The 13,592-nt window shown below is 71.1% G+C and carries 14 protein-coding genes; 10 read left to right on the top strand and 4 right to left on the bottom strand.

Annotated features, from left to right (window positions below; all coding sequences use genetic code 11):
• Nucleotides 1-71: 71 nt before the first annotated feature.
• The 3 genes from ABT342_RS05965 to ABT342_RS05955 all read right to left on the bottom strand — a co-directional run bounded on the left by ABT342_RS05965 (nt 72) and on the right by ABT342_RS05955 (nt 1,831).
• Nucleotides 72-650, bottom strand: coding sequence for a hypothetical protein (locus tag ABT342_RS05965; protein WP_351567623.1), 579 nt, complete (start codon nt 648-650; stop codon nt 72-74).
• 591 nt (nt 651-1,241) lie between these two features.
• A complete protein-coding gene (locus ABT342_RS05960; protein WP_351567620.1) occupies nt 1,242-1,535 on the bottom strand; it encodes a hypothetical protein in 294 nt (97 codons plus the stop codon).
• Nucleotides 1,535-1,831 carry a hypothetical protein gene (locus ABT342_RS05955; protein ID WP_351567617.1) on the bottom strand — a complete coding sequence of 99 codons (297 nt, stop codon included), beginning with the start codon at nt 1,829-1,831 and terminating at the stop codon, nt 1,535-1,537. Before ABT342_RS05955 ends, ABT342_RS05960 begins: the two co-directional genes overlap by 1 nt.
• A gap of 143 nt (nt 1,832-1,974) precedes the next feature.
• On the opposite strand from ABT342_RS05955, the gene ABT342_RS05950 reads away from it, so the two are divergent.
• The 10 genes from ABT342_RS05950 to ABT342_RS05905 all read left to right on the top strand — a co-directional run bounded on the left by ABT342_RS05950 (nt 1,975) and on the right by ABT342_RS05905 (nt 12,673).
• Entirely contained in the window at nt 1,975-2,238 is a 264-nt protein-coding gene (locus ABT342_RS05950; RefSeq protein ID WP_351567615.1) for a GntR family transcriptional regulator, read from the top strand.
• A gap of 12 nt (nt 2,239-2,250) precedes the next feature.
• Complete coding sequence (locus ABT342_RS05945) at nt 2,251-3,111, top strand: DUF2797 domain-containing protein (RefSeq protein ID WP_351567613.1); 861 nt, start codon at nt 2,251-2,253, stop codon at nt 3,109-3,111.
• Nucleotides 3,112-3,198: 87 nt separating this feature from the next.
• A complete protein-coding gene (locus tag ABT342_RS05940) occupies nt 3,199-3,534 on the top strand; it encodes an antibiotic biosynthesis monooxygenase family protein (RefSeq protein ID WP_351567610.1) in 336 nt (111 codons plus the stop codon).
• The gene (locus ABT342_RS05935; RefSeq protein ID WP_502965471.1) at nt 3,521-4,408 is read left to right on the top strand and encodes an amidohydrolase family protein; all 888 of its coding nucleotides are present in this window, start codon (nt 3,521-3,523) and stop codon (nt 4,406-4,408) included. The genes ABT342_RS05940 and ABT342_RS05935 overlap by 14 nt, the downstream gene beginning before the upstream one ends.
• Nucleotides 4,409-4,474: 66 nt before the next feature.
• A complete protein-coding gene (locus ABT342_RS05930) occupies nt 4,475-5,209 on the top strand; it encodes a response regulator transcription factor (protein ID WP_351567604.1) in 735 nt (244 codons plus the stop codon).
• Nucleotide 5,210: 1 nt separating this feature from the next.
• Nucleotides 5,211-6,725, top strand: coding sequence for a sensor histidine kinase (locus tag ABT342_RS05925; protein WP_351567601.1), 1,515 nt, complete (start codon nt 5,211-5,213; stop codon nt 6,723-6,725).
• A 25-nt stretch (nt 6,726-6,750) separates the two neighbouring features.
• Entirely contained in the window at nt 6,751-8,148 is a 1,398-nt protein-coding gene (locus ABT342_RS05920; RefSeq protein ID WP_351567598.1) for a bifunctional glycosyltransferase family 2/GtrA family protein, read from the top strand.
• The gene (locus ABT342_RS05915; RefSeq protein WP_351567595.1) at nt 8,145-10,208 is read left to right on the top strand and encodes an ArnT family glycosyltransferase; all 2,064 of its coding nucleotides are present in this window, start codon (nt 8,145-8,147) and stop codon (nt 10,206-10,208) included. Before ABT342_RS05920 ends, ABT342_RS05915 begins: the two co-directional genes overlap by 4 nt.
• 78 nt (nt 10,209-10,286) lie before the next feature.
• Entirely contained in the window at nt 10,287-11,810 is a 1,524-nt protein-coding gene (locus tag ABT342_RS05910) for an MFS transporter (protein ID WP_351567592.1), read from the top strand.
• An 80-nt stretch (nt 11,811-11,890) separates the two neighbouring features.
• A complete protein-coding gene (locus ABT342_RS05905) occupies nt 11,891-12,673 on the top strand; it encodes a TetR/AcrR family transcriptional regulator (protein WP_351567589.1) in 783 nt (260 codons plus the stop codon).
• Between the two features lie 23 nt (nt 12,674-12,696).
• Here the strand turns inward: ABT342_RS05905 and ABT342_RS05900 are convergent, their stop codons facing one another.
• Entirely contained in the window at nt 12,697-13,506 is an 810-nt protein-coding gene (locus ABT342_RS05900; RefSeq protein ID WP_351567586.1) for a YceI family protein, read from the bottom strand.
• Nucleotides 13,507-13,592: the final 86 nt, after the last annotated feature.

The raw sequence follows: 13,592 nt of genomic DNA, 5'->3' as shown, positions 1-13,592 counted from the left end.
CCACCACGGTCGCGTCGTCCACCGATGTCAGTTCCACCTCTTCATCGGACCGCGGCGTGCCTCTTCTTCTCCTATTTCTCGTGATCGCCTTTCTTGTGATCGTCGCACGGGCACGTCACGTTAACCGTCTGGTTCTGGGCCTGGGACTGCTGCTGGGACTGGGTGTTGGTGACGGTGACGCTGACAGTGATGGAGATGCCTGCGTCTTGGAGGGTGGCAGGGCCATCCTCGGCGACGCGGAAGCTACTGGCGACGGTCTTCCCTGCCAAGGAGGGCGCGATACCCACGGTCAGGGTGATAGGCATGTAGGCCTGCCGAGGTCCCAGGGCGTCAGAGCGGGTGCAACTCAGACTGGGTGACGTCGTGCAGCTCCAGCCATTTCCGCCAACGGCGAGTGCGGTCATACCCGCGGGCAGGGTACCGGTGACTTTGATGGCGGCCCCGCCGGTCGTGCCGGTCCCGGCGTTGCCAACGGTGATGGTGTAGGTCCCCGTCCCGCCTGCAACGAACGCTTGCTGGTTGGACTCAGCGATGGTCAGCGAGGGCCCGGTATCGGCGTGGGCAGGCGCAACGAGCGAGGTCGACAACCCGGCCGCCATCACAACTGGAAACGAAGCGACCACCAGCCGTCGTCGGAATTTTTGCATCATATTGCCTCCTTGAGGAGCTGTCGGCCATCCCCTACCACTGCGTTCCCGGGCGGTTCGGATACGGGATCCGAGCCGCAGCAGAGGAGATGGCAAGGTGTGGGAACCGTCGGCGTCGGAATCCGACAACCTGGGGCGCAAATACATATACCTTTAAGAAAATCCGCGCACTACTCGGATTCGCCATACACGCTTCCCGGCCACTCGACCAGCCCATCTAGTTACGGCAACTAGGGCATGGTGCATGGGTCCGCATAGCCGTGGTGGTATTGGAATCTGTTCGGGCAAGGTAGCTCTCAGTGCCGTTTCCTGTTCGTCGAGGTGATTTCGAAGAAACGTTGCCGCCTCGCTTGCAGAGCCATCGCCACTGAGCATTTTCCAACTTGCCAGAGTGATTGGGCCGTTGGACTACCCATGGGACGGACGGGCCGCCGCTGCTTCCGCAGGGCGCTGACCGGCATGGCCGGCCGACTGCGGCTCATCGGCCGGTCGTGGTGTACATGGCCTGGCTGCTGCGCCGGGGGAGAGGATCCGCAGCGTCCTGACCGGGGCGGCTGTCTGCCGCCCCTCGCGCGGCCTTCGCCTTGTTTCAAGTCAGTCGGGTCGGCTCAGACGTCGGCCGCGGCTTTCGGCGACACGCAGAGCGTTGTGGAGAGCGTCGGTCAGGCACTCGGTCAGGAATCGCAATTCGCCGACGGGGGTGTCGGGGAGGATCTCGCGGGCGTGTGCGAGGAGCTCCGCGCCCATGCCGAGTTGGATGGATTCCGTGGCGTCGGCCAAGCGGGACACGGGGCCGCCGTGGTGGTCGGTGATCAAGTAGCAGAGTTTTCCCTCGCTGCCGGACCAGGGCAGCAGGCGTACCTCGTGCGCGGGTTCCAGTGGCTCCATCACGCGACCTCCAGTCCGTGGATCCAGTAAGGACCGGGGGCATCCAGTCCCAGAGTGGCGAGGACCAGTTCGCGGCGCCGGGCGCGTTGCTCGTGCGCGGTCAGGTACGGGCGGACCAGCTTGCCCGCCTCCGCGTCGAGGAGGGGTGAGGCGGGGCCGATGCCGTACGGGCTGCGGTGGGTGGGGAGGGGGGCCGCCTCCTGGTGGGGGCGGGGTGGCAGCGAAGGGCGCGGTGCCTTGTGTGGCTTGAGCGGGAAGCCCAGTAAGGCGGCGAGGCGGTGGATAAGGTCGGTCATGTCGTCAGCTCCTGTTCGGTTTCAGCTGATGGCCGTGCCCCCGGGCGGCTGGTACCCGTCGCGGGGGTTCTGGGGCTTCATGAGCGGTCTACCGAAGTCTACCGCGGTCGCGCGGTCTACCGCAGAGTTTTAGCGTCAACCGCATGAGTCTCGAGCTTGATCGAACCCGACCCGTCTGGCGGCAGGTTGCCGCTGCCATCGCCACCCGCATCGCCGATGGCGAGTACCCCGTGGGCGCCCGGGTGCCCTCCGTGGTCGAGCTGTCCACCGAGTTCGGGATCGCGGCATCGACCGCACAGAAGGCGTTGGGCCACCTCAAGGCGGAAGGGCTCATCCGTGCCGAGGTCGACCTCGGGTCGTTCGTCGCCGAGCGGCCCGCGAAGTCCGCCGGCGACGGAGACGCGTAAGGCCGGGCGGCCATGGCGTGGCAGTGCAGGGGGATCAGCTGGGCCGGCGGGGAGCCCGCGCTGCGGTGGTGGCGGGCGGGTGATCAGCGGGTCGGTTCGCTGGCCTACGGGCGGGAGATCGGGTTCCGGGCCGTCGGGCAGCGGCGGTGCCTGGGGGCGCGGGGGAATCCGTGTCCCGTCGGGGCCGTGGTGGCCGGGCGGAGCACCGGCGGGCTGTGCCCGGAGTGTGCGCGGCTGGAGCGGGCGCACTCGGTGGCCGCCGACACCATGGCGGACGATCCGCGGCCGTACCGGGTGTACCTGGCCTGGTTCGGGCCCGGGATGGTGAAGGTGGGGATCACCCGCGAGGAGCGGGGCGCGGCGCGGCTGCTGGAGCAGGGGGCCGTGGTGTTCGGGTGGCTGGGGCGGGGGCCGTTGATGGCCGCGCGGCGTACGGAGGAGCTGCTGCGGGCCGCGCTCGGGGTGCCCGATCGGATTTCGTACGCGCGGAAGCGGGCCGCGAGAGCGGAGCTTCCCGCACACCGGGGCCGGGAGGTCGCGGAGCTGTACGCGCGGGCCGTGGACCTGGAGGGGTGGCCCGAGGCGCTGGAGCCGGTCGAGTTCGAAGTGGTGGACCACGTGGGGGTGTTCGGGCTCGACGGGGTGCCCGCGGCCGACGTCGTGGTGCGGGAGCTGGTGGAGGGCGGGACTGTCGCGGGGCGGCTGCTCGCGGCGGCCGGGCCTGATCTGCATCTGGGGATGCGGGACGGGCGGGTGGTCGTGGTGGACACCCGGCTGATGTCCGGGTGGGAGCTGGTCGGGGCCGAGCCGGATGCGCCGCTGACCGTTTCCGTGGACGAGCTGCCGCGCGGGGTGCAGGACGGGCTCTTCTGACCGTAGGCCCGGGTGAGGGTAAAGACTCGGATCCCTTTGGGGCGCGCGCCTGGACACGGCATCGGCGCACGTCCGAGGGTGGGCGGTATGAGTGATCACCTTGTGGCGGGGCTCGAACCGCCTTACTACACCGTTGTTTTCACGTCCCACCTCGTCGAGAACGCCGACGGGTACGGCGAGACCGCCAAGCGCATGGCCGAGCTGGTGAAGCAGGTGCCCGGCTTCCTCGGGTACGAGTCCGCCCGGACCCCCGGCGGGCTCGGCATCACCGTCGGGTACTTCCGCGACGAGGAGGCCATCGCCGCCTGGCGGGCGAACCTGGAGCACCAGGGCGCGCAGCGGCACGGACGCGCCGAGTGGTACCGGCGGTACAGCGTCCACATCGGCAAGGTCGAGCGGAGTTACGACTTTGAGCGTGAGTGAGGCAGCGGAGGCACAGGAAGTACGGGCGTTCCGGGAGCGGCTCGGGCTCCCCGGACTCGTCGACGTACACACGCACTTCATGCCCGAGCGGGTCCTCGACAAGGTGTGGGCGTACTTCGACGCCGTAGGGCCGCTGACCGGCATGGAGTGGCCCATCACCTACCGCGAGGAGGAGACGCGCAGGGTCGCCCTGCTCAGGGAGTTCGGGGTGCGGGCGTTCACCTCGATGCTCTATCCGCACAAGGCGGGGATGGCCGAGTGGCTCAACGGGTGGGCCGCCGACTTCGCCGCCCGGACGCCCGACTGTCTGCACACGGCGACCCTCTATCCCGAGGAAGGTGTGGAGGGATACGTCCGCCGGGCGGTCGAGAGCGGCGCGCGGGTGTTCAAGTCGCACCTTCAGGTCGGGGCGTACGACCCCAACGACCCGTTGCTCGACCCGGTGTGGGGACTCCTCGCCGAGGCCGGGATCCCGGTCGTGACGCACTGCGGGTCCGGTCCCGCGCCCGGCAAGTACACCGGTCCCGAGCCGGTCGCGCGGCTGCTCGCGCGGCATCCGCGGCTGGCGCTGATCGTGGCGCACATGGGGATGCCCGAGTACACGGACTTCCTGGACCTGGCCGAGCGGTACGGGGAGGTGCGGCTGGACACCACCATGGCGTTCACGGACTTCAGCGAGCGGTTCAGCCCGTTCCCGGTGGGCGAGCGGGGGCGGCTGGCCGATCTCGGGGAGCGGGTGCTGCTCGGGACGGACTTCCCCAACATCCCGTATCCGTACGTGGAGCAGCTGCGGGCGCTCGAACGGCTGGAGCTCGGGGACGACTGGCTGCGGGCGGTCTGTTACGAGAACGGCGTCCGGCTGTTTTCTCTGTGAGTCTTCTCAGGGAATTCACAGGGTGGGGAAAGGTGCCTCTCAGAGCGCGCGGCGAGCGTGGCCACCATGACGACGACTCAGGTACGCAACGCGCTGCGCAGGACGGACGGCGGCTCCGTCCGCGTCCTCGTCGTGGACGACGAGGCCTCGCTCGCCGAACTGCTGTCCATGGCGCTGCGCTACGAGGGGTGGGAGGTGCGCAGCGCCGGGGACGGCGCGGGCGCGGTGCGTTCGGCGCGCCACTTCCGGCCCGACGCCGTCGTACTGGACGTGATGCTGCCCGACATGGACGGCCTGGCGGTCCTCGGCAGGCTGCGGCGCGAGCTGCCCGACGTACCCGTGCTGTTCCTCACCGCGAGGGACGCGGTCGAGGACCGGATCGCGGGGCTGACGGCGGGCGGCGACGACTACGTCACCAAGCCGTTCAGCCTGGAGGAGGTCGTGGCGCGGCTGCGCGGGCTGATCCGGCGCTCCGGGGCGGCGGCGGCCGCGCGCGACGACTCGCTGCTCGTGGTCGGGGACCTGACGCTCGACGAGGACAGCCACGAGGTGACCAGGGGCGGCTCCGGGATCCATCTCACGGCGACCGAGTTCGAGCTGCTGCGCTATCTGATGCGCAATCCGCGCCGTGTGCTCAGCAAGGCGCAGATCCTCGACCGCGTGTGGTCGTACGACTTCGGCGGACAGGCCAACGTGGTCGAGCTCTACATCTCCTATCTGCGGCGGAAGATCGACGCCGGGCGGGCCCCGATGATCCACACCAGGCGCGGTGCGGGGTATCTGATCAAGCCCGGTGAGTGACGTGCGTCCTGTTGGGCGCAGGTGGTCGCTGCGCAGCCGTCTGGTCATCGCCGCGGTCACGCTCATCGCCGTCGTCGCGGCGGTCATCGGCACCGTCACGACGGTCGCGCTGCGCAGCTATCTGTACGGGCAGCTGGACGGGCAGCTCCAGGGGCTGGCCCGGCGGGCGGCGGTGCCGCCGCCGGGACCGGACGATCCGCTGCGGTTCGTGATGGCCGGAGGCGCGCCGCTGGGCACGGTCGGCGTGGAGATCTCCGCCGACGGGGCGCTCGGCGACGGCATCGTGTCCGTCCAGGACGACAGCGACAACCGCCGCCTTGAGGTCACGGCGCACGCGCTGTCGGACGCGGCGAAGTCGGCCCTCGCGGGCGTGCCGCGCGACGGGGACCCGCACAGCGTGGAGCTGCCGGGGCTCGGCGACTACCGGGTCCAGTACAGCGCCGGGATAGATGACACGTTCCTCGTCGGCGTGCCGCTCGCCGAGGTGAACAGCACCATCGGGACGCTCGTCGTGGTCGAGGTGTGCGTGACCGGGGCCGGCCTCGTCGCCGCCGGGCTGGCGGGCGGGGCGCTCGTCGGGGTCGCGCTGCGTCCGCTGCGGCGGGTCGCCGCGACCGCGACCAGGGTCTCCGAACTCCCCCTGCACAGCGGCGAGGTGGCGTTGTACGAGCGGGTGCCGGTCGGGGAGGCCGATCCGCGTACGGAGGTGGGGCAGGTCGGTGCCGCGCTCAACCGCATGCTGGACCACGTCCATTCGGCGCTGCGGGCGCGGCAGGAGAGCGAGACGCGGGTGCGGCAGTTCGTCGCGGACGCCAGCCATGAGCTGCGTACGCCGCTGGCCTCGATCCGCGGTTACGCCGAGCTGACCCGTCGCGGGAAGGACGGGAAGGAAGGGAGAGAGCTGACCGGCCCCGACACCCGGCACGCGCTCGGGCGGATCGAGGCGGAGGCGACCAGGATGACCGGGCTGGTCGAGGATCTGCTGCTGCTGGCCCGGCTGGATGCCGGACGGCCGCTCGCGCAGGAGAGCACCGATCTGTCGATGCTCGTCGTGGACGCGGTGAGCGACGCCCGCGCCGCCGGGCAGGACCACGTCTGGCGCCTTGAGCTGCCGGACGAACCGGTGACGGTACGGGGGGACGGCGCCCGGCTCCACCAGGTGCTGGTGAATCTGCTGGCCAACGCCCGTACGCATACGCCGCCGGGGACGACGGTCACCGCGCGGGTACGGCCGACGGGTGGCCAGGGGGTCGTCCTGGAGGTCCTCGACGACGGGCCCGGCATCCCGCCCGGCCTCCTCCCGTACGTCTTCGAACGCTTCGCCCGAGGTGACGCGTCGCGCTCCCGCGCGGCCGGGTCCACCGGTCTGGGGCTGGCGATCGTGCAGGCGGTCGTCGCCGCGCACGGGGGAACGGTCACGGTGGAGAGCGGGCCGGGGCGCACGGCCTTCGCCGTATGCCTGCCCACCGACCCCACCGACTCACAGGCGGGGCACAGGCTCATCACACAGCCGTGACAGCCGCCCTGGCGAGGGTCGGGGCATGCGAACCGACACTGGACGACCGGGCACTGGCCGACCGGGCACCGGACCGGGCACTGGACCAGGCGCCTTGCCGGCGCGGGAGCACCTCCCCGCCGGGGCGGAGGGTACGCCCGTACTCGACGTAGTGATCCCCGTCTACAACGAGGAGCGGGATCTGGAGCCGTGCGTGCGGCGGCTCCACAGCCATCTGACACGCACCTTCCCCTACGGCTTCCGGATCACCGTCGCGGACAACGCGAGCACCGACCGCACGCCGCAGGTGGCGGCGGCGCTGGAGGCGGCGTTCGCGGAAGTACGGGCGTACCGGCTGGAGGAGAAGGGGCGCGGGCGGACGCTGCGGACCGTGTGGGCCGCGTCCGACGCGCCCGTACTCGCGTACATGGACGTCGATCTGTCCACCGGCCTCAACGCGCTGCTGCCGCTGGTCGCTCCCCTGATCTCCGGGCATTCGGAACTGGCGATCGGCTCGCGTCTCGCGCGGTCGTCGCGCGTGGTGCGCGGGCCGAAGCGGGAGCTGATCTCACGGGCGTACAACCTGATCCTGCGGGGCTCGCTGGCCGCGCGCTTCTCCGACGCGCAGTGCGGGTTCAAGGCCATCCGGCGGGACGTGGCGCAGCGGCTGCTGCCGATGGTCGAGGACACCGGGTGGTTCTTCGACACCGAGCTGCTGGTGCTGGCGGAACGGGCCGGGCTGCGGATCCACGAGGTGCCGGTGGACTGGGTCGACGACCCCGACTCCACGGTGCACATCGTGCGGACGGCGGCCCTGGACCTCAAGGGTGTCTGGCGGGTGGGGCGGGCGCTGGCGGTGGGGGCGCTGCCGCTGGACCGGCTCGCGCGGCCGTTCGGCGACGACCCGAGGGACCGGCAGCTCAGCGGCGTACCGGGCGGACTCGCCCGGCAGCTGGTCGGCTACTGCGTGGTCGGTGCGCTCTCCACGCTCTTCTATCTGCTCCTGTACTCCCTCTTCCGGGCGGGCGTCGGGTCCCAGACGGCCAACGCGGCCGCGCTGCTGGTCTCGGCGATCGCCAACACCGCCGCCAACCGCCGGCTCACCTTCGGCGTACGGGGCCGGGAGCGGGCCGTCCGCCACCAGGCCCAGGGCCTCGTCGTCTTCGGCATCGGCCTTGCCCTGACGAGCGGCTCCCTGGCGGCCCTCGACGCGGCCACGGCGACGCCCTCCCACAGCACGGAACTCGCGGTCCTGGTCGCCGCCAACCTCGCGGCGACGGTGCTGCGCTTCCTGCTCTTCCGGGCGTGGGTCTTCCCGGACCGCCGGGAGGACCCGCCCACGCCCGCGGCTCCCACGGCTCCCGCGGCCACGACGCCCACGGCCACCGACACGACTTCCCCGACTTCTACGACTCCCACGATCACGACGAGGACTCGACGATGACCACTGCGCCTGACGACCACCACGCCGGGCAGCCACCGGCCGGCGACCCGCCGTGGGTGCGGCCCGCGTTTCTGGGGCTGCTCCTGCTCACCGCGGTGCTGTACCTCTACAACCTCAGCGCCTCCGGCTACGCCAACTCCTTCTACTCCGCCGCCGTTCAGGCGGGCAGCGAGAGCTGGAAGGCGTTCTTCTTCGGCTCGTCCGACGCCGCGAACTCCATCACCGTGGACAAGCCGCCCGCCGCGCTCTGGCCGATGGCGCTGTCCGTACGGCTCTTCGGGCTCGGGTCGTGGCAGATCCTCGTGCCCGAGGTGCTGATGGGGGTGGCCACGGTCGGCGTCGTGTACGCGGCCGTACGCCGCAGGTTCAGCCCGGCGGCCGGGCTGATCGCCGGGGCGATGCTGGCGCTGACGCCGGTCGCCGCGCTGATGTTCCGGTTCAACAACCCGGACGCGCTGCTCGCGCTGCTGATGACCGTGACCGTCTACTGCGTCCTGCGCGCGCTCGAAGGGGCGCGGACGAAGTGGCTGGTGTGGGCGGGCGTGGCCATCGGGTTCGCGTTCCTGACCAAGACGCTGCAGGCGTTCCTGATCCTGCCGCCGCTGGCGCTCGTGTACGCGGTGTGCGCGCCCACGACGGTACGCCGACGCCTCGGCCAACTCGCTCTCGCCACCGGTGCGTTGATCGTGTCGGGCGGCTGGTGGGTGGCCGTCGTCGAACTATGGCCCGAGTCCTCGCGCCCGTACGTCGGCGGCTCGCAGACCAACAGCTTCCTGGAGCTGACCTTCGGCTACAACGGCCTCGGGCGGCTCAACGGCGAGGAGGTCGGCAGCGTCGGCGGCGGCGGTGGCGGTCGTGGCGGAGGCGGCTGGGGCGAGACCGGCATCGGGCGGATGTTCAACGACAGCGTCGGCGGCCAGATCTCCTGGCTGCTGCCCGCCGCGCTGATCCTGCTGGCCGCGGGGCTCGTCGTCACCTGGCGGGGCAACCGCACGGACACGGCGCGTGCCGCCTTCCTGGTGTGGGGCGGCTCGCTGCTGGCGACCCTCGCCGTCTTCAGCTTCATGGCGGGGATCTTCCACGAGTACTACACCGTCGCGCTGGCCCCGTACATCGCCGCACTCGTCGGCATGGGCACCACCGTGCTGTGGGAGGAGCGGGCGCGGCTCGCCGCGCGCGGGGCGCTGGCGGGCACGGCGGCGGTGACGTCGGTGTGGGCGTATGTGCTGCTCGGCCGTGCGCAGGACTTCGTGACCTGGCTGGGTACGGCGGTGCTGGTGGGCGGGCTCGTGGCGGCGGCCGGGCTGCTGTTCGCGGGGCGGCTCGGGCGGCTCGGACGGTTCGGACGCCCGCTTGCCCTCGGCGCCGCCGGGCTCGGGATGGCGGCCGCGCTCGCCGGGCCGGTGGCGTACACCCTCTCGACCGTGGACACCGGGCACCGGGGGTCGATCGTGATGGCGGGCCCGGCGTCGGGGCCGGGCGGCTTCGGTCCCAGGATGGTCCGTGGGCCGCGTGGTGGTGGCGAAGGGCAGCTGTTCGCCCCCGGGGGCCCGGCCGGAGGCCGGCCGGGCCAGGGCGGCCCCGGGCAGGGCGGCCCGGCAGGCCAAGGCGGCCAAGGCGGTCAAGGCGGCCGGACGGGCCTGCCCCCCAACGGCGCCCCACCCGGCGGAGTGCCCCGCATGGGCGAGGGCGGCCCCGGCGGCTTGGGCGGGCTGCTCAACGGCGCGACCGTCAGCTCCGCCGTCTCGGCGAGGCTCAAGCAGAACGCCGGCGACTTCACCTGGGCCGCCGCCGCCATCGGCTCCCAGAACGCCGCCAGTTACCAACTCGCCACCGAGCTGCCGGTCATGGCGATCGGCGGCTTCAACGGCAGCGACCCGTCCCCGACCCTCGCGCAGTTCAAGCAGTACGTCGCCACCGGGAAGATCCACTACTTCATCGGCGGCGGAATGAGCATGCGGGGCTCCGGCACTCCGGGGATCTCGGCCTGGGTCGAGGAGAACTTCTCGCGGGTCACCGTGGACGGCACCACCCTGTACGACCTCACCGCACGGAAATAATCCTATACGGCGTAGAAGAACTTCCTGTACGGTGTACGAGACCAAGTCCCGTACACCGTACAAGAAGGGGGATCCGGCATGACGGCGCCGGCCACCGAGACCCAAACCCCCGCACCCGCGGGGTCCCACCCGCAGCGCTGGCTGATCCTCGGCGTCATCTGCCTGGCCCAGCTGACCGTGCTCCTCGACAACACGGTCCTCAGCGTCGCGATCCCCTCACTCACCACCGAGCTCGACGCGTCCACCGCCGACATCCAGTGGATGATCAACGCGTACTCGCTCGTCCAGTCGGGCCTGCTGCTCACCGCGGGCAACGCCGCGGACCGTTACGGCCGCAAGAAGCTGCTCGCGCTGGGCCTCGCCCTGTTCGGCATCGGCTCGCTGTGTGCCGGACTCGCCCAGACCAGCGGGCAGCTGATCGCCGCGCGTGCCGGTATGGGCATCGGCGGCGCGCTGCTCATGACCACCACGCTCGCCGTCGTCATGCAGATCTTCGACGAGACCGAGCGGGTCAAGGCGATCAGCCTGTGGGCCACGGTCGGCTCACTCGGCTTCGTCTGCGGACCGCTGATCGGCGGCGTGATCCTGGAGCACTACTCCTGGGGCGCGATCTTCCTCATCAACATCCCGGTCGCGCTGATCGGTCTGATCGCCGTGCTCAAGCTGGTGCCCGAGTCCAAGAACCCGCAGGGCGACAAGCCCGACCTCATGGGGGCGCTGCTGTCGACCATCGGCATGTGCGCGGTCGTGTTCGCGATCATCAGCGGGCCCGAGCACGGCTGGCTGTCCGGCCGGGTCCTGATCTCGGCCGCCGTCGGTGTCGTGGTCCTCGGCGCCTTCGCGATGTGGGAGCTGAGGATCCCGTATCCGATGCTGGACATGCACTTCTTCCAGAACCCGAAGTTCATCGGTGCCATCTCCGGTTCGCTGCTCGTCGTGTTCGGCATGGGCGGCTCGCTCTTCCTGCTGACCCAGCACCTCCAGTTCGTGCTCGGATACGAGCCCTTGGAGGCGGGCCTCAGGATGGCGCCGCTCGCGCTCACCGTCGTCGTGCTGAACATCAGCGGCATCGGCCCGAAGTTCCTGATGAAGCTCGGTACGCCGCGCACCGTCATGCTCGGCATGACCATGGTCGCGGCCGGCCTCGCCTCGATCGCCCTGCTCGGCGGCGGCACCGACGGCAGCTACTGGGGCATGCTGCTCGGCCTGTTCCTGTTCGGCGCCGGCCTCGCGGTCGCGCAGCCCGCGATGGCCAACGCGATCATGAGCGCCATCCCGGCGGAGAAGGCCGGTGTGGGCGCGGGCATCAACGGCACCCTGGCCGAGTTCGGCAACGGCCTGGGCGTCGCGGTCCTCGGTGCCGTACTGAACGCGCGGTTCGCCGCGCTCGTGACGGTGACCGCGACCTCCCTGCCCGCCGCGCTCGCGGCAGCGGGCAGCGAGGGCGAGCGGGCGCAGATCGCGGACGCCTTCGCCTCGGGTCTCCAGACCAGCCAGATGGTCGGCGCGGTGGCGGTGTTCGCGGGCGGCCTGATGGCGGCGGCGCTGCTGAAGCGGGCCGAGCGGGCCGACCGGGTGGCGGAGAAGACAGCCTCCGCGTAACGGCCGCATAGCATCGGGGTGGGCGGACCTGCGTATTCAGGGACGCCCACCCCATCACCCCGAGGCAAGGAAGGTGCGCCATGGTGAGGGCAGCCGACCGGGCGAAGAATCCGGCGCGTACCAGCGTCTGGATGGAGAACAAGGCGGCCCGTCAGGGCAGCGCCCGCAAGTCCGAGCAGCCCGCCGGGCTCGACCGGGACCGGATCGTCCGGACCTCCATCCGGCTGCTCGACACGGAAGGCCTCGCCAAGTTCTCCATGCGCCGGCTCGCGGCCGAGCTCCAGGTGACCGCGATGTCGGTCTACTGGTACGTCGACACCAAGGACGACATCTTCGAACTCGCCCTCGACACGGTCTTCGGCGAGGTGGAGCTGCCGGACCTGGAGGACACGGCGCAGGACTGGCGCGACCAGCTGCGCCAACTGGCCGCCTCCTACCGGCAGGTGCTGGTCGGCCACCCCTGGGTGTCACCGATCCTCGGCAACTACCTCAACATCGGCCCGCACTCCCTGGCCTTCTCGCACGCCGTCCAGCAGATCATCCGCAGAACGGGGCTGCCGACCACGGCCGTACCGGGAGCCATTTCGGCGGTCTTCCAGTTCGCGTACGGGTACGGCACGATGCAGGGCCATTTCACGCGGCGGGTCGCCGAATCGGGCCTGACGCCGGACGAGTACTACCGCCAGGTCATGACGCTGTTCCAGGAGGAGCCCCAGTTGGAGCAGGTCTTCGACGAGGTGAAGGACGTGCTGGAGGCGCGCGGGGACAGCACGATGACGGAGATCTGGGACCACGACTTCAACCGTGCGCTCGATCTGCTGATCGCGGGTATCGAGGCGATGAAGGCGCGCGGGGCGACCTGACGGCCGGGCGCCATCTCCGCACCCTAGGGGATGTCGTCCTGGACGGCCTGGATCGCCAGCTCCACCTTCAGTGTCGTGCCGATGGCGGAGATGCCCGCCTGCACCACCTGGTTGTAGTTCATGGCGAAGTCCTCGCGGCGCAGCTCCGCCGTCGCGCTGAAGGCGGCCCGTACGCCACCCCACGGGTCGGGGCCGGTGCCCAGGTAGGACAGGGCGAGGTCGACCTGCCGCTCGATGCCGTGCAGGCGGAGCGTGCCGTGCACCGTCCAGCGGTCGGGGCCCGCGAGCGTGAGGCCGTGGCCGCGGTAGGCGATCTCGGGGAAGCGCTCGACGTCCAGGAAGTCCGCGGACTTCAGGTGCTTGTCCCGCAGGGCGTTGCCCGTGTCGATGGAGGCCGCGTCGATCACCGCGTCCACCCGGGAGGCGGCCAGGTCCGCGGCGATCTCGATCCGGCCGCCGAACTCCGTGAAGCGGCCGTGCACGCTGGAGATCCCCAGGTGCTGGGCCACCGCGCCCACGGACGAGTGCGCCGGGTCCAGGGACCAGACGCCTGGCGGCGGCATTTCGGTGCCGCCCTGGCGGGGCAGGACCACGGTGCCGATCTCGGCCCGTCCGCTCGCGGTGACCAGCGCGGTCGACGCGTACGGGGCGTAGCCGACGGCCGTGACGATCGCCGTGTACGGGCCGGGCACGAGTGCCTCGTCCGTGCGTACGACGCCGTCCGCGTCCGCCTCCGCCCGCAGCACCTGCGTGCCCGTCGTGTCGGTCAGGGTCACGACCGCGTGCTGGACCGCCCAGCCGTCCCGGGTCCTTACCTGTGCGCGAAGCCCCATGTTCTCTGCTCTCTCCTGTGGATCGCCGGGGGGCGGGCCGTCCCTGCCCGCCCCCCGGCCCCGGGCCGCGCCTCCGCTCGGAACGC

This window comes from Streptomyces sp. NPDC000410 (assembly GCF_040300305.1).
Taxonomy (GTDB): Bacteria; Actinomycetota; Actinomycetes; order Streptomycetales; family Streptomycetaceae; genus Streptomyces.
The sequence above is the reverse complement of the archived record's forward strand: the minus strand, read 5'-3'. Positions and strand labels throughout refer to the sequence as shown.